Origin of the sequence: Streptomyces sp. NPDC001068, from assembly GCF_042897315.1 — a bacterium.
GTDB lineage: Bacteria > Actinomycetota > Actinomycetes > Streptomycetales > Streptomycetaceae > Streptomyces.
Genome location: NZ_JBIAYD010000003.1, coordinates 239,342 through 254,110 on the forward strand (window position 1 = coordinate 239,342; position 14,769 = coordinate 254,110).

Below are 14,769 nucleotides of genomic sequence, written 5' to 3' on the forward strand. Positions count from 1 at the left end.
AACTGCGCGAACAGCCCCCACGCACCCGCAGAAGCCCTGCGACCCCGACGCGGCACTCTCTTGTGGAACTCACCCGCCGGGCCTGACCCCCCGTCGACCAGGCCCGGCCGGATGGCGACTACTTGGTGTTGATGACCTTGTCGATCGCGGCGTCCGCGGTCTTGGCGGCGGCCTCCACCGACTGCTTGCCGGTGCCGATGTTCTGCAGCATGGTCTGCAGGACCTGCGCCTTCTCGACCTGGCCCCAGCCCGGCGCCATCGGGACGAACCAGTTGGACTCGGCCGCGGTGGCGGGCACCTCGGTCGCCGGGTCGCTCTTGAGCGTCGCGAGGTCGGTCTTGTTGTTCGGCAGGTTGCCCTTGGCCATCAGGCCCTTCTGGCCGGACGGACCGGTGAACGCGTTGATCCACTCGGCGGCGACGCCCTGCGCCTTGGACTTCACCGGGATGGCGAGGTCGGAACCGCCCAGGAAGACCGGCATGTTCTTGCCGGACGGGCCGGGCATCACGAAGTTGACCAGGTTGTCCTTCAGCTTGCCGCCGGTCTTGTCGTTCTTCGGGTCGGCCGCGGTGGCGCCCTCCCACGCGGCGCCGAAGATCATGGACGACTTGCCCTGGCCGTAGACGATGTAGCGGTCGGACTCGTCCTTGGTCTTGTCACCGTGCATGTACTTGTCGATGACGCTCTTGAACTCGTTGAGGCCCTTGATGGACTCGGGCGAGGAGAGGTTGCCCTTCCACTGGCCGCCGGACTCCGCGGCGATCGAGCCGCCGGCGTCGTAGACGAAGGACATGGCCGCGTACCAGTCGCGGGTGGGCTGGTACCAGGCGCTGAACTTGCCGCCTTCCTTCTTCTGGATCTTGTCCAGGTCGGCGGTCAGCTCGGTGTAGGTCTTCGGCGTGGTCTTGATGCCGGCCGAGGCGGCGACGTCCTTGCGCCAGTTGGCCACGCGGCCACCGGCGTAGTACGGCACGCCGTAGGTCTTGCCGTCGTAGGTCACCGAGGCCTTGAGGCCGTCGAGCCACTGGTCGGAGTTGGTGAACTGGGAGGCCTCGACGGGAGCGAAGGCGCCCTTGACCATGTAGCCGAGCATCTCGGTGTTGCCCATCTCGACCACGTCGGGGGCCTTGTCCGTGGCGAGGACGGCGTCCAGCTTGGTGTTCTTGTCCGGCCAGCCGTAGTACTCGTGCTTGATCTTGATGCCGGGGTGCTTCTTCTGCACGGCCGCGTCGGCCGCCTTCACCAGGTCGGGCCAGTTGTTCTGGGCGTCCACGGTGAGCCAGACGGTCAGCGCCTTGGCGTCCGCCCCCTGCGCCTTGTTGTCGTCCTTGTTGTCACTGCCACACGCCGCGATGGAGACGACCATGCCCGCGATACCAATCGCGGCTATCAGCTTGCGCTTCACGCCACCCTCCTCAGGGATGCCACAAACCCCCCCGCCTCCCCGCGCGAGCGTTGGGCCGGGACCTGGACCAATGGTGTAGACCAGTGCGCAGAGCTTGGCCCAGACCAGCAGGCCTGTCAAGGGTGGTCGAACGGGCTCCGACCAGCCGTTATGCGACCTACATATGCAGGAACCTTTAAGTAAGAAGCCCTCGAAAACCCGGGGCGCGGACGAGACAATTCCGGTAGACCACTCAGGTGGTGGACTAGACCAAAAGAGCCCACGGCGGTATACAGAGGGGATCACGCAGCGTGCAGGGGATATCCCGGTACGCTGCCGTGCCACGAAGCGGCCGGATCAGAGCCGGGAAGGCGGAGCATGAGCACCGACGTCAGCAGTGCGGAGAACGAGAGCGGGACAGCCGTCCGTACCGCGCGCGTGCCCAAGTACTACCGCCTGAAGAAGCACCTCCTCGAAATGACGGAGACACAGGCACCCGGCACCCCGGTCCCGCCCGAGCGCACGCTGGCCGCCGAGTTCGACACCTCCCGCACCACCGTCCGCCAGGCCCTCCAGGAGCTGGTCGTCGAGGGCCGCCTGGAACGGATCCAGGGCAAGGGCACCTTCGTGGCCAAGCCGAAGGTCTCCCAGGCGCTCCAGCTCACCTCCTACACCGAGGACATGCGCGCCCAGGGCCTGGAGCCGACCTCGCAGCTGCTGGACATCGGCTACATCACCGCCGACGACCGGCTCGCCGGCCTGCTCGACATAACGGCGGGCGGACGCGTGCTGCGCATCGAGCGGCTGCGCATGGCCAACGGCGAGCCCATGGCCATAGAGACCACCCACCTGAGCGCCAAGCGCTTCCCGGCGCTGCGCCGCTCCCTCGTCAAGTACACGTCCCTCTACACCGCCCTCGCCGAGGTGTACGACGTCCATCTCGCCGAGGCCGAGGAGACCATCGAGACCTCGCTGGCCACCCCGCGCGAGGCCGGCCTGCTCGGCACCGACGTCGGCCTGCCGATGCTGATGCTGTCCCGGCACTCCCTGGACCGCGAGGGCCAGCCGGTGGAGTGGGTGCGCTCGGTGTACCGCGGCGACCGCTACAAGTTCGTGGCCCGCCTCAAGCGTCCGCAGGACTGACACCCCCGCACGCGCGAGAGCCCTTCACAGGATCGACATACCGATAGCCGAACAGCTACTTCCGCTGCGGCGACGCCGTGACCTAGATTGCCTGCGCGTTACACAGGCGAACGGTGAGGGGACGGAGCCGCGGTATGTCGGATGTACCTGAAGTGAGGCAGCCGGTGGTGACACCGATACGCGTGGTCATCACCGTCTGCCTCGTCGCGCCCTTCGTGGCGCTGCTGTGGGTGGGTTCCTACTCGAAGACGGACCCGACGTTCATCGGGATCCCGTTCTTCTACTGGTACCAGATGCTGTGGGTGCTGCTGTCGACCGCGCTCACCGTGACCGCGTACCAGTTGTGGGAGCGCGACCAGCGCGCCCGCAAGGCCGGCCACACGAGCGGGGGTGCGCAGCGGTGAAGGACGGGGTCAACGGCGTCGCGCTCGGCGTCTTCATCTTCTTCTTCCTGGCCGTCACGGTCATGGGCTTCCTCGCCGCCCGCTGGCGCAAGGCGGAGAACGAGCACTCCCTGGACGAATGGGGCCTGGGCGGCCGGTCGTTCGGCACCTGGGTCACCTGGTTCCTGCTCGGCGGCGACCTCTACACGGCGTACACCTTCGTCGCCGTACCGGCGGCGATCTACGCGGCGGGCGCGGCCGGCTTCTTCGCGGTGCCCTACACGATCCTCGTCTACCCGCTGATCTTCACGTTCCTGCCCCGCCTGTGGTCGGTCTCCCACAAGCACGGGTACGTGACGACCTCGGACTTCGTGCGCGGGCGCTTCGGCTCCAAGGGCCTCTCGCTCGCCGTGGCCCTGACCGGCATCCTGGCGACGATGCCCTACATCGCGCTCCAGCTCGTCGGCATCCAGGCGGTGCTCGACGTGATGGGCGTCGGCGGGAGCGACGGCACCAACTGGTTCGTGAAGGACCTGCCGCTGCTCATCGCCTTCGGCGTGCTGGCGGCGTACACCTACTCATCGGGCCTGCGGGCGCCCGCGCTGATCGCGTTCGTGAAGGACGGGCTGATCTATCTCGTCATCGCGGTGGCGATCATCTACATCCCGATCAAGCTGGGCGGCTTCGACGACATCTTCGCCAAGGCGGGACACGCCTTCGCGCAGGTCAATCCGGCCACCGGCAAGCCACGCGGCGCGCTCGCGCCACCCGAGGCCGGTCAGTGGACCTACGCCACCCTGGCCCTGGGCTCCGCGCTCGCGCTGTTCATGTACCCGCACTCGATCACCGCGACGCTCTCCTCCCGGAGCCGGGACGTGATCCGCCGCAACACCACGATCCTGCCGCTGTACTCCCTGATGCTGGGCCTGCTCGCGCTGCTCGGCTTCATGGCCGTCGCGGCCGGCGTCAAGGTCACCAACGGCCAGCTGGCCATCCCCCAGCTGTTCGAGAACATGTTCCCGGACTGGTTCGCGGGCGTGGCCTTCGCGGCGATCGGCATCGGTGCCCTGGTCCCGGCGGCCATCATGTCCATCGCGGCCGCGAACCTCTTCACCCGCAACATCTACCGGGACTTCATCAAGCCGGACGCCACCCCGAAGCAGGAGGCCCAGGTCTCCAAGCTCGTGTCGCTGCTGGTGAAGGTCGGCGCGCTGGTCTTCGTCCTCACCATGGACAAGACGGTCGCCATCAACTTCCAGCTCCTCGGCGGCATCTGGATCCTGCAGACCTTCCCGGCCCTGGTCGGCGGCCTGTTCACCCGCTGGTTCCACCGCTGGGCCCTGCTGGCGGGCTGGGCGGTCGGCATGGTCTACGGCACGGCCGCGGCCTACGGCGTGGCCTCCCCGACCCAGGCGCACTTCGGCGGCTCGGCCAAGGAGATCCCCGGCATCGGGGAGATCGGCTACATCGGCCTGACGGCGTTCGTGATGAACGCGGTGGTGACGGTGGTCCTGACGTTCGTCCTGAAGGCCCTGAAGGCCCCCGAGGGCATCGACGAGACGAGGACGGAGGACTACACGGCCGACGCCGGCGACCCGGGCGTGGAAACCGAACTCCCCCCGGCCGTCGCGGAGGGCGCCCACTGAAACGCCCCTCCGGGGGCGCGAGGAACTGCGCGAGCAACCCCTGACGACCCGCAGCGGGCCACCGAGAAATCCCACCCTCGGCGGCCCGCTGTCGTACACACTCCTGCGCATGACGATCCAGATCCGCGAAGCGCGCCCCACCGAATACGACACCCTCGGCGAGATCACCGCCCGGGCCTATCTCCAGGACGGCCTCCTCGACTTCGGCGAGAGCGACTCCTACCTCGCCGAACTCAGGGACGTGGCGAAACGGGCGGCCGCGGCCACCGTTCTCGTCGCCGAGGCCGACGGCGTCCTCCTCGGCGGCGTGACCTTCGTCCCCGGCCCCGGCCCGATGTCCGACATCGCCGCCGAGGACGAGGCCGAGATCCGCATGCTCGCCGTCGACGGCGCCGCCCGCGGCCGGGGTGCCGGCGCGGCGCTCGTCCGCGCGTGCGTCGACCGCGCCCGCGCCCTCGACGGCTGCGCGGGGGTCGTCCTGTCGACGCAGCGCGCCATGGAATCCGCCCACCGGATCTACGAACGCCTCGGCTTCGTCCGCACGCCCGAGCGGGACTGGAATCCCCTGCCGGAGCTGTACGACATCACTCTTCTCACCTACGAGCTGACACTCCGACACCGCCACGACACAACATGTGGGGGTGACGCGACAGCACGGCACTAGATGTATGCTCATGCTCGCTGTCGCCGCAGGGGAATCCGGTGCGAATCCGGAACTGTCCCGCAACGGTGTACTTGTGCACATCCGTGCCCAAGCGTCAGTCCGAGGACCTGCCGACAGCACGCCCCGGCCGTCCGGCCCGGGTGATCTGACGTCCGGGTCTCGTGGAGTGGACCGGGGACGCGACACGCGTGCGTGCGCCCGTGTGCTGCCCCCTGCCCTCCGCCAGGCCCCGTGCCGAGCGAGGGAGAGCCCCACCGTGACCATCGCGCCAGCCGAACCGGCTTCAGCGACCAGCTCTGTGGACGAGGACGGTCCCGGCACCGCGTTGCTGCGGACCCTGACCGGACTGACCGCCGACCTCCCCGACGCCGACCCCGGCCGGGTCGCCGCGGCCGCGCTGCGCGGCCGGTCCGCGCGGGCCGACGAGTCGGAGTTGCGCGAGCTGGCCACCGAGGCGGCCGCCGGTCTCATCTCCGAGGACCCCGCCTACTCCCGGCTCGCCGCCCGGCTGCTGACGATCTCCATCCGCGCCGAGGCCGCCTCGCAGGGCGTGACGTCCTTCACCGAGTCCGTCGCCGTCGGCCACCGCGAGGGCCTCATCGCGGACCGCACCGCCGAGTTCGCGCGCCTGCACGCGGCCCGCCTGGACGCCCTGGTCGACCCGGCGGCCGACGACCGCTTCGGCTACTTCGGCCTGCGCACCCTGCACAGCCGCTACCTGCTCCGGCACCCGATCACCCGCAAGGTCGTCGAGACCCCCCAGCACTTCATGCTCCGGGTGGCCGCCGGTCTCGCCGAAGACGACACCGCCCGCGCCCTGGACGAAGTCGCCGCGCTCTACGGGCTCATGAGCCGCCTCGACTACCTGCCGTCCTCCCCCACCCTCTTCAACTCCGGCACCCGGCACCCCCAGATGTCGTCCTGCTACCTCCTCGACTCCCCGAAGGACGAGCTGGACTCCATCTACGACCGCTACCACCAGGTCGCCCGGCTCTCCAAGCACGCCGGCGGCATCGGTCTGTCGTACTCCCGCATCCGCAGCCGCGGTTCGCTGATCCGGGGCACCAACGGGCACTCCAACGGCATCGTGCCGTTCCTGAAGACGCTCGACGCCTCGGTCGCCGCGGTGAACCAGGGCGGCCGGCGCAAGGGCGCGGCCGCGGTCTACCTGGAGACCTGGCACTCCGACATCGAGGAGTTCCTGGAGCTGCGCGACAACACCGGTGAGGACGCCCGGCGTACGCACAACCTGAACCTCGCGCACTGGATCCCGGACGAGTTCATGCGCCGGGTCAACGCCGACGGGCAGTGGTCCCTGTTCTCCCCCGCCGACGTGCCGGAGCTGGTGGACCTGTGGGGCGACGAGTTCGACGCGGCCTACCGCGGGGCCGAAGCCGCGGGGCTCGCGCGCAAGACCATCCCGGCCCGCGACCTGTACGGCCGGATGATGCGCACCCTCGCGCAGACCGGCAACGGGTGGATGACCTTCAAGGACGCGGCCAACCGGACCGCGAACCAGACGGCCGTCCCCGGCCATGTCGTGCACTCCTCGAACCTCTGCACGGAGATCCTGGAGGTCACGGACGACGGCGAGACGGCGGTCTGCAACCTGGGTTCGGTGAACCTCGGCGCGTTCGTCGACACCGCGAGCGGTGACATCGACTGGGAGCGGCTGGACGAGACCGTGCGCACCGCGGTCACCTTCCTCGACCGGGTCGTGGACATCAACTTCTACCCGACCGAGCAGGCCGGCCGGTCCAACGCCAAGTGGCGTCCCGTGGGCCTGGGCGCCATGGGTCTGCAGGACGTCTTCTTCAAGCTGCGGCTGCCGTTCGACTCCGCCGAGGCCAAGGCGCTCTCCACCCGGATCGCCGAGCGGATCATGCTCGCCGCGTACGAGGCCTCCGCCGACCTCGCCGAGCGCGGCGGCCCGCTGCCGGCCTGGGAGAAGACCCGTACCGCCCAGGGCGTGCTGCACCCCGACCACTACGGCGTCGAGTTCACCTGGCCCGAGCGCTGGGCGGCGCTGCGCGCGCGGATCGCGACCACCGGCCTGCGCAACAGCCTGCTGCTCGCGATCGCGCCGACCGCCACCATCGCCTCGATCGCCGGTGTCTACGAGTGCATCGAGCCGCAGGTCTCCAACCTCTTCAAGCGCGAGACGCTGTCCGGTGAGTTCCTCCAGGTCAACTCCTACCTGGTGCGCGAGCTCAAGGACCTCGGCGTGTGGGACGCCCGTACCCGTGAGGCGCTGCGCGAGGCCAACGGCTCGGTGCAGGACTTCGCGTGGATCCCGGCGGACGTCCGGGCGCTGTACCGCACGGCCTGGGAGATCCCGCAGCGCGGGCTGATCGACATGGCCGCGGCCCGGACCCCGTACCTGGACCAGGCCCAGTCCCTGAACCTGTTCCTGGAGACGCCGACCATCGGCAAGCTCTCCTCGATGTACGCGTACGCCTGGAAGTCGGGCCTGAAGACGACGTACTACCTGCGTTCGCGCCCGGCGACCCGGATCGCCCGCGCCGCGCAGGCCCAGCCCACCGTTCCCGCCCAGCAGACGGCCGTCGAAGACGCGGTCGCCTGCTCCCTGGAAAACCCCGAGTCCTGCGAGGCCTGCCAGTAATGACCACCCAGACGAAGAACCTGCTCGACCCGGGCTTCGAACTGACCCTCCGCCCGATGCGCTACCCCGACTTCTACGAGCGCTACCGGGACGCCATCAAGAACACCTGGACCGTCGAGGAGGTCGACCTCCACTCGGACGTCGCCGACCTCGCCAGGCTCAGCCCCTCCGAGCAGCACCTGATCGGCCGGCTGGTCGCCTTCTTCGCGACCGGTGACTCGATCGTGGCGAACAACCTGGTGCTGACGCTGTACAAGCACATCAACTCCCCCGAGGCCCGGCTCTACCTGAGCCGCCAGCTGTTCGAGGAGGCCGTGCACGTCCAGTTCTACCTGACGCTCCTGGACACCTACCTCCCCGACCCGGAGGACCGCAACGCCGCGTTCGCCGCGGTGGAGAACATCCCCTCCATCCGCGAGAAGGCCGAGTTCTGCTTCAAGTGGATGGACTCGGTGGAGAACCTGGACCGCCTGGAGTCCAAGGCCGACCGCCGCCGCTTCCTGCTCAACCTGATCTGCTTCGCCGCGTGCATCGAGGGCCTGTTCTTCTACGGCGCCTTCGCGTACGTCTACTGGTTCCGCAGCCGGGGTCTGCTGCACGGTCTCGCCACGGGCACCAACTGGGTGTTCCGTGACGAGACGATGCACATGAGCTTCGCGTTCGACGTGGTCGACACGGTCCGCAAGGAGGAGCCGGAGCTCTTCGACGACGCGCTTCAGCAGCAGGTCACCGACATGCTGCGGGAGGCCGTCGAGGCGGAGCTGCAGTTCGCCCGTGACCTGTGCGGCGACGGCCTGCCCGGCATGAACACCGACTCGATGCGCCAGTACCTGGAGTGCGTCGCCGACCAGCGGCTCGGCCGCCTCGGCTTCGCCCCGGTGTACGGCTCGGAGAACCCGTTCTCCTTCATGGAGCTGCAGGGCGTTCAGGAGCTGACGAACTTCTTCGAGCGGCGTCCGTCCGCGTACCAGGTCGCGGTGGAGGGCACCGTCGACCTCGACGAGGACTTCTGAGCCTTCTGAGCCATCGGGGTCTCCCGCTCTCCGCGGTCCTCGTGGGCCTCCCTGATCTGCCGGTCGATGCGCCTGTCGCGCAGGACGCCGAGCACGGAGGGGAGGGCCATGAGGACCAGGATCCCGAGGACCAGGGCCATTCCGACGAGACCTTCGATCTGGTTTCCGTTCATGGACACCACTGTCCCGCCGGATGGTCCTTACCGTCAGTGGCAGCACTGCCATGCACCCTCGAATTGCTGCCACCGACGAGGCACACTGGCGGCATGCTGACGAACGTGGCCACGGTGCTCCTGGACGGTGTGCACCCCTTCGAGCTCGGGGTGGTCTGCGAGGTCTTCGGCCTCGACCGCTCCGACGAGGGGCTGCCGGTGTACGACTTCGCGGTGGTCTCGGCGGAGGGCCCGTCACTGGGCACCCACGTGCCGGGCCTGACCGTGTCCACGCCGTACGGCCTGGACCGGCTGGACGAGGCCGACCTGATCGCGGTGCCGGCCTCCGACTCCAACGTGGAACGGGACTACCCGCCCGAACTGCTCGACGCCCTGCGCCGGGCGGTGGACCGGGGCGCCCGGGTGCTCAGCGTCTGCTCCGGCGTCTTCGTGCTCGGCGCCGCCGGGCTGCTGGACGGGCGCCGGTGCGCAGTGCACTGGCGGCACGCCCGGCTGCTGGCCCGCCGCTTCCCGCGCACCCGGGTGGAACCGGACGTGCTGTACGTCGACGAGGACCCGGTGATCACCTCGGCGGGCACCGCGGCCGGCATCGACGCCTGTCTGCACATCGTCCGCAAGGAACAGGGCCCCGAGGTCGCCAAGAAGATCGCCCGGCGGATGGTGGTGCCCCCGCACCGGGACGGCGGCCAGGCGCAGTACATCGAGCGGCCGCTGCCCGAGGGACCCTGCGACACGGTCGGCGAGGTGCTGGCCTGGATGGCGGAGCACCTCGACGAGGAGGTCACCGTCGAGCAGCTGGCCGCCCGGGCCCTGATGGCGCCGCGCACCTTCGCCCGCCGCTTCCAGCAGGAGACCGGCACCACGCCGTACCGCTGGATCCTGCGGCAACGGGTGCTGCTGGCGCAGGAGTTGCTGGAGGGGACCGACGAGACGATGGACGCCGTCGCGGATCGCACCGGCTTCGCCACGGCGGCCGCGCTGCGGCACCAGTTCGTGAAGGAGCTGGGCACCACGCCGAACGCCTACCGGCGCGCGTTCCGGGGGCCGAAGGCCGCCTGAGCGCGCGCCGGTATCAGGAGCCGGCCGGGAGCCGGCGGGTCACCAGGGCACCGGCGTGAGCAGCAGGCGCTGCGGGCGCAGGGTGATGCCCACCCTGGTGGCGTCGTCCGACCCGGGGACCTGCTCGAAGCGGTACGCGGCGCACAGCGCCGCGGTGATCAGGCTGAGCTGGGTCATGGAGAAGTGGTCGCTGGGGCACTTGCGGTTGCCGACGCTGAAGGGGCTCATGGCGTACTTCGGCACCTCCTGGGCCCGCTCCGGAAGCCAGCGGTCCGGGTCGAAGTCGAGGTGCGCGTCGTAGGAGCGGGCGTCGCGCTGGATGGCGTAGGGGCTGTAGACGATGTCGGCCCCCGCCGGAATGCGATAGCCGCCGAGCTCGGTGTCGGCCTTGGCGCGCCGCGTCAATATCCATACGGCGGGCCGCAAACGCATCGCCTCGACGACGACATTGTTGGTGTGGGTGAGCCGGCGAACGTGCTCGAATCCAACCGGTCGACCGCCTGTCACGGATTCGACCTCGGTCCGTACCTTCTCGGCGTGTTCCGGGTGTTCGGCGAGGACCTGGAGCAGCCACATGATCGTGGAAGCGACAGTTTCACTGCCGGGTGTGAGTATCGCGACGACCTGGTCGTGGATCTCCTGTTCCCCGATGGGCTCGCCATTCTCGTCCTTCGCCGCCAGCAATGCTGTCAGCAAATCGTCCGGCTTTTGACCAGATGCCCGGCGCTCGGCGACGATCTCGTCGACGAGGAGATGCAAATCGGCCAGCGCCCTGTTGAATTCGCGGTTGGCGGGCAACGGCAGCCGGTACAGCGGGCCGAGTGGTACGACCATCCGCCGGTACATACCGCGGAAGACGCTCGCCAGGTCGACGCTCAGCCGCTCCGCCCGCTCGTCCATGTACTGCCCGCGCAGCAGGCAGCGGGCGGCTATGCGGACCGCGACCCGGAAGGACTCCGAGGTGCAGTCGACGGTGGAGCCGGGCCGCCAGCGCTCGGTGAGCGCGTGCGCCTCCTCCTCCATGACCGGCCCGTAGTCGGGGATGGAGGACAGGTTGAACGCGGGCTGGATGGTGCGGCGCTGGCGGCGGTGGCGGGGGCCGTTGGCGGTGGCCACGCCCTCCTTGCCGAGCAGTCCCTCCAGGGACTCCCAGAGCGGGCCGGCGATGATGAAGTCGGGGTTGAGGGCGAGGGCCCCGGTGAGCGCCGGGGTGGTCACGGCGTACACCTCCTTGGGGCCGAGGCGCAGCCGCACCATGTCGCCGTCGGCGCGCAGCCGGGACATGAAGGCCAGCGGGTCGCGCGCGAGTTGCCAGCCGTGGCCGAGCAGCGGCACACCGCCGCGGGCGAGGGGCGGTTCGCGCAGTTCACGGTGTTCGGAAGCCTCCGCGGCCGCGGGCTTCACGGACTCGACGGTCATTTCTCACCTGCCGCTTCGTTGTTGACGTACGGGGGCGTGGACCGGTCGTCCCAGCTGTCGACCATGTACCGGCCGGATTCGTGGTGGAACCAGTACACGGAACTGAACCAGTTCCGCATGTTGGCGACACACGCCAGGACCGCGGCACCGAGTTCCTTTCCGCGCACGGTGCCGTCGTCGAGCTGTTCGGCGAATCGATGAGCGGCCCGCTCGGCGTCGAGGAATTCGCTGATGCATTCCTCGACGCGTCGCCTGACTTCTTCGACAGCCTTTTCCAGGCTCATCCCCTCGTGGGTGACGAGACTGATTCCGAGATTGTGCACCTCGTCGCCCGCTATTTCCTTGGGCAGGGAGCAGAGGTCGTTGTACCAGGCGGCGAATTCCTGGCTGAGCAACGCCGGCCGACGGTATGCCGGATTCTTGCGCACGGCGTCCGGGAGTTCGGCCCCCGCGCTCGGCTCGAGGAGGTCCGTCCATATCCAGTGGGCGAAGGTCAGGCGCCGCAGTGCGAGGTATTCCTCGACCCCGGGGACGTATCCCGTGGTGCGGTTGCGGTACTCGCGGTCGTAGGCCTCGATCACCTCGTGGAAGTGCCGGGCGAACCGCTGGTTCCAGCTCCCCGGCAGAAACGAGCACAGCCGCGCCACACTGTCGGCGAACCCCGCGACCAGGGTGTCCGGGTGGTGCAGATGGTGCAGCGGGGCATCGAGAGCCCCGTGCAGACGGGACCTCAGCCGCCGCCAGTCGGAGGCCCGGCCGTGCACGACGTCGCGGTCGTGCCGGTCGTCCCAGACGAAGAACCAGGCGCTGTAGTCGCATATCGCCTGGATCACCTCGTCGGAGGCGCCCAGGTAGTAGCCGGCCATGAGGTCGGTGTAGCAAAGACCGTCGGCATATTCCCGCACCTTGTCGGCGGGCATCAGCCGTTTTTCCAGCAGCCAGAGGCGGGTCTTCTCCTGGAGCTGTGGCCAATACGGGTGCAGTCGCCGAGGAAACTCTGCCTCGATCACGGGCAGGGCGAGTTGTGGTGGAACCGCGATCGCCGTCGGCGTCGATGTGGTGCTGTGTGAGAAAGCGTGCACGAACATACCCCTCTCAGCCGCCAGGTGCGCACACCCCTCCCGCTGTGCCGGGCGTGCGCCGTTGCGTATCCCCGCACTTCCCATTCAGCACCACAACTGACCGATCTGGGAACGGATTTGCTTCATTCACTACCCCCCAGTGCCGAGAATCTCCCCTTGTGTGACTGATTAGGGTTCGCTAGGGGCGCACAAAGGATCGAATGTACGACGGACAGGCGATCGGGTATGACCGGACATGACGAACGCCTGGTCGAGACAGAATCGACCAGGCGTCACAACGGACCTTGTCCGTCTCAGTCGTTGGCGACCACCGGGTAACGCGGCTCGTTCTCGGCCATCTGCCGCAGCGCGTCCTTGCGCTCCCGCTTGGAGAGCCGGTCGATGTACAGGTACCCGTACAGGTGATCGGTCTCGTGCTGCAAACACCGAGCGAAGTAGCCGGTCCCCCGCACCTTGATCGGGTTGCCCCGCTCGTCCTGACCGGTGACCTCGGCGTAGTCGGGACGGGCGAGGGGAGCATAGGCGGTGGGCACCGACAGGCAGCCCTCGTTGCTGTCGTCGAGCCGCCGCTTGTCCGCGGGCAGGTCGACCAGCTTCGGGTTGCACACCACACCCACGTGCCGGGCACCCTCGTCGTCCTGGCAGTCGTAGACGAAGACCTTCAGGTCGACGCCGATCTGGTTGGCGGCGAGGCCGACGCCCTCGGCGGTCCGCTGGCTCGCGAACATGTCGGCGACCAGCTGCGCCAGCTCGTCGCCGAACTCGGTTACGTCCTTGCACTCCTTGTGCAGCACCGGGTTCCCGACGACGGTGATGGGCCGCGAGGTCCCCCGCGCACGCCAGGCGTTCTCGCGCTCGTCGGTCTCCTCGGTGTCGACGACGAACCCGTCGTCATCCACGGGGAGCACGCCCGCGTGCTGCTGATCGGTGTCCTGCTGCGCCATGACCGACGTGAACCTTCCTGGGTTGAACGGAGGGATGTAGCTGATACAGGGTACGTGGGCGCGCCCCTTCAGGGGCGCGGGACCGTATCCGATGTGCGGCTACCGCCGTGTGCGCGCGACGAGCCCCCACCGGCGCGCACCCGACGAAACGATGTTCAGCAGACCTCTTCCAGATCCCGCCAGTCCCTGGAATCCGGGCTGTCGGCGACCCATCCGTCGAGCAGCCCCCTGACCAGCGTGGCCGGCGCGGCCACCCCGCACTCCCGCTCCGGCACCCACAGCTGCCCGTCCGTCCGGTGCCCGAGCGGCCCCGGATGCCCCGGCTCACTGTGATCGTGCGGATCGAGATGCACCCCGTCGCCCTCGTCCGACGGCATCCGCGACTCGGAGCACATCCGGCACAGCAGCCGCACCGAGGAGGACCAGTCCTCCGCGGCGAACCCGGCGTCCCCGGCCAGCTGCTCCAGCGCGTCCCGGTCCGCCTCCGTCGCCGCCTCCAGCAGCACCACCCAGGTCGGCACCGGGGACGGCGCCCACAGCTCGATCTCGTCGAAGACCGGGTACGCGTGCCCGGTCACCGTGGTCCGCTCGCCGTGCGGTACCCCGTCGTGCAGTACGACCTCGCCCCAGCGCCGTCCGGACGACGGCAGCGGAATGGACTGCACCTCGATGCGGGCGGGATCCAGCCGCCGCCCCCACACCACCTCCGCCTCCCCCTCGGGGGACAGCCGTACGGCGGCGCTGCCCAGGTCCATCCCGTCCGGCTCGCCGGAGACGGCGGCACCGCCGGGAACGCGCAGTCCGTACGCCTGCCAGGCCCGGCGGGCCAGCGGCCAGTCCTGCAGCGCGGTCGCGGCGATCCCGACGTTCCACCAGTCGGGCGCCCCGGCCTCACGGTCGAGAAGGGCCACCGCCCGGAGCCCGGCGGCACGCGCCTGCTCCCAGTCGTGCCGGAACTTGTGCAGCAGCGCGAGGTTGAACCAGGACTCGGACAGCCAGGGTTCCAGGTCGGCGGCACGTGTCAGCAGTTCGCCCGCGTCCTCGTACCGGCCGTCGCCGATCAGCGTGAACGCGCGGTCGGTGGCCTGCCGCCAGGAGGCGGAGGGCCGGTGCCGTCCCTTGCCGAAGATCCTCACGATTCCCGCCTGCCAGTTCCATTTCCGCACAGTGGGCTGGCTTGTGCCCCCGGACATCACCCTCTCCCTCGCATCCAACCACGTACGACGGGAGCGCCGC

The 14,769-nt window shown here is 69.1% G+C and carries 13 protein-coding genes and 1 riboswitch; of the genes, 7 read left to right on the plus strand and 6 right to left on the minus strand.

What is annotated here, in order from left to right; genetic code table 11:
- Positions 1 to 118 precede the first annotated feature (118 nt).
- A complete protein-coding gene (locus tag ACFY3I_RS10510; RefSeq protein WP_390860257.1) occupies positions 119 to 1,405 on the minus strand; it encodes an extracellular solute-binding protein in 1,287 nt (428 codons plus the stop codon).
- Positions 1,406 to 1,762: 357 nt separating this feature from the next.
- Here ACFY3I_RS10510 and ACFY3I_RS10515 point away from each other — a divergent pair, with 357 nt between their 5' ends.
- The 6 genes from ACFY3I_RS10515 to ACFY3I_RS10540 all read left to right on the plus strand — a co-directional run bounded on the left by ACFY3I_RS10515 (position 1,763) and on the right by ACFY3I_RS10540 (position 8,856).
- On the plus strand, positions 1,763 to 2,527 hold the full coding sequence (locus tag ACFY3I_RS10515) for a GntR family transcriptional regulator (protein WP_089098851.1): 765 nt from the start codon (positions 1,763 to 1,765) through the stop codon (positions 2,525 to 2,527).
- A 134-nt stretch (positions 2,528 to 2,661) separates the two neighbouring features.
- On the plus strand, positions 2,662 to 2,931 hold the full coding sequence (locus tag ACFY3I_RS10520; protein WP_390860258.1) for a DUF3311 domain-containing protein: 270 nt from the start codon (positions 2,662 to 2,664) through the stop codon (positions 2,929 to 2,931).
- Positions 2,928 to 4,556: a monocarboxylate uptake permease MctP gene (gene mctP, locus ACFY3I_RS10525; protein ID WP_390860259.1), complete on the plus strand. Its 1,629-nt coding sequence runs from the start codon at positions 2,928 to 2,930 to the stop codon at positions 4,554 to 4,556. Before ACFY3I_RS10520 ends, mctP begins: the two co-directional genes overlap by 4 nt.
- Before the next feature lie 109 nt (positions 4,557 to 4,665).
- Entirely contained in the window at positions 4,666 to 5,220 is a 555-nt protein-coding gene (locus ACFY3I_RS10530; RefSeq protein ID WP_365290613.1) for a GNAT family N-acetyltransferase, read from the plus strand.
- A 29-nt stretch (positions 5,221 to 5,249) separates the two neighbouring features.
- Positions 5,250 to 5,328: riboswitch (cobalamin riboswitch) on the plus strand.
- Between the two features lie 148 nt (positions 5,329 to 5,476).
- Positions 5,477 to 7,843 (plus strand): ribonucleoside-diphosphate reductase subunit alpha, encoded by a 2,367-nt coding sequence (locus ACFY3I_RS10535; RefSeq protein ID WP_390860260.1) that lies wholly within the window; start codon positions 5,477 to 5,479, stop codon positions 7,841 to 7,843.
- Complete coding sequence (locus tag ACFY3I_RS10540; protein WP_390860261.1) at positions 7,843 to 8,856, plus strand: ribonucleotide-diphosphate reductase subunit beta; 1,014 nt, start codon at positions 7,843 to 7,845, stop codon at positions 8,854 to 8,856. Before ACFY3I_RS10535 ends, ACFY3I_RS10540 begins: the two co-directional genes overlap by 1 nt.
- On the opposite strand, the gene ACFY3I_RS10545 is transcribed toward ACFY3I_RS10540, so the two are convergent.
- Entirely contained in the window at positions 8,769 to 9,029 is a 261-nt protein-coding gene (locus ACFY3I_RS10545) for a hypothetical protein (RefSeq protein ID WP_365290608.1), read from the minus strand. The two genes, ACFY3I_RS10540 and ACFY3I_RS10545, sit on opposite strands and share 88 nt — an antisense overlap.
- 93 nt (positions 9,030 to 9,122) lie before the next feature.
- Between ACFY3I_RS10545 and ACFY3I_RS10550 the strand changes: the two genes are divergently transcribed.
- Entirely contained in the window at positions 9,123 to 10,088 is a 966-nt protein-coding gene (locus ACFY3I_RS10550; protein WP_390860262.1) for a helix-turn-helix domain-containing protein, read from the plus strand.
- Between the two features lie 39 nt (positions 10,089 to 10,127).
- On the opposite strand, the gene ACFY3I_RS10555 is transcribed toward ACFY3I_RS10550, so the two are convergent.
- The 4 genes from ACFY3I_RS10555 to ACFY3I_RS10570 all read right to left on the minus strand — a co-directional run bounded on the left by ACFY3I_RS10555 (position 10,128) and on the right by ACFY3I_RS10570 (position 14,669).
- On the minus strand, positions 10,128 to 11,507 hold the full coding sequence (locus ACFY3I_RS10555) for a cytochrome P450 (RefSeq protein ID WP_390860263.1): 1,380 nt from the start codon (positions 11,505 to 11,507) through the stop codon (positions 10,128 to 10,130).
- Positions 11,504 to 12,589 (minus strand): epi-isozizaene synthase, encoded by a 1,086-nt coding sequence (cyc1, locus tag ACFY3I_RS10560; protein WP_390860264.1) that lies wholly within the window; start codon positions 12,587 to 12,589, stop codon positions 11,504 to 11,506. The genes ACFY3I_RS10555 and cyc1 overlap by 4 nt, the downstream gene beginning before the upstream one ends.
- Before the next feature lie 293 nt (positions 12,590 to 12,882).
- A complete protein-coding gene (def, locus tag ACFY3I_RS10565) occupies positions 12,883 to 13,533 on the minus strand; it encodes a peptide deformylase (RefSeq protein WP_390860265.1) in 651 nt (216 codons plus the stop codon).
- Between the two features lie 155 nt (positions 13,534 to 13,688).
- Positions 13,689 to 14,669, minus strand: coding sequence for a hypothetical protein (locus tag ACFY3I_RS10570; protein WP_365290738.1), 981 nt, complete (start codon positions 14,667 to 14,669; stop codon positions 13,689 to 13,691).
- Positions 14,670 to 14,769 lie beyond the last annotated feature (100 nt).

Coding starts and splice junctions, on each gene's coding strand:
- ACFY3I_RS10515 (WP_089098851.1), top strand. CDS start 1,763: ATGAGCACCGACGTCAGCAGTGCGGAGAACGAGAGCGGGACAGCCGTC.
- ACFY3I_RS10520 (WP_390860258.1), top strand. CDS start 2,662: ATGTCGGATGTACCTGAAGTGAGGCAGCCGGTGGTGACACCGATACGC.
- ACFY3I_RS10530 (WP_365290613.1), top strand. CDS start 4,666: ATGACGATCCAGATCCGCGAAGCGCGCCCCACCGAATACGACACCCTC.
- ACFY3I_RS10540 (WP_390860261.1), top strand. CDS start 7,843: ATGACCACCCAGACGAAGAACCTGCTCGACCCGGGCTTCGAACTGACC.
- ACFY3I_RS10545 (WP_365290608.1), bottom strand. CDS start 9,029: ATGAACGGAAACCAGATCGAAGGTCTCGTCGGAATGGCCCTGGTCCTC.
- ACFY3I_RS10550 (WP_390860262.1), top strand. CDS start 9,123: ATGCTGACGAACGTGGCCACGGTGCTCCTGGACGGTGTGCACCCCTTC.
- ACFY3I_RS10555 (WP_390860263.1), bottom strand. CDS start 11,507: ATGACCGTCGAGTCCGTGAAGCCCGCGGCCGCGGAGGCTTCCGAACAC.
- def (WP_390860265.1), bottom strand. CDS start 13,533: ATGGCGCAGCAGGACACCGATCAGCAGCACGCGGGCGTGCTCCCCGTG.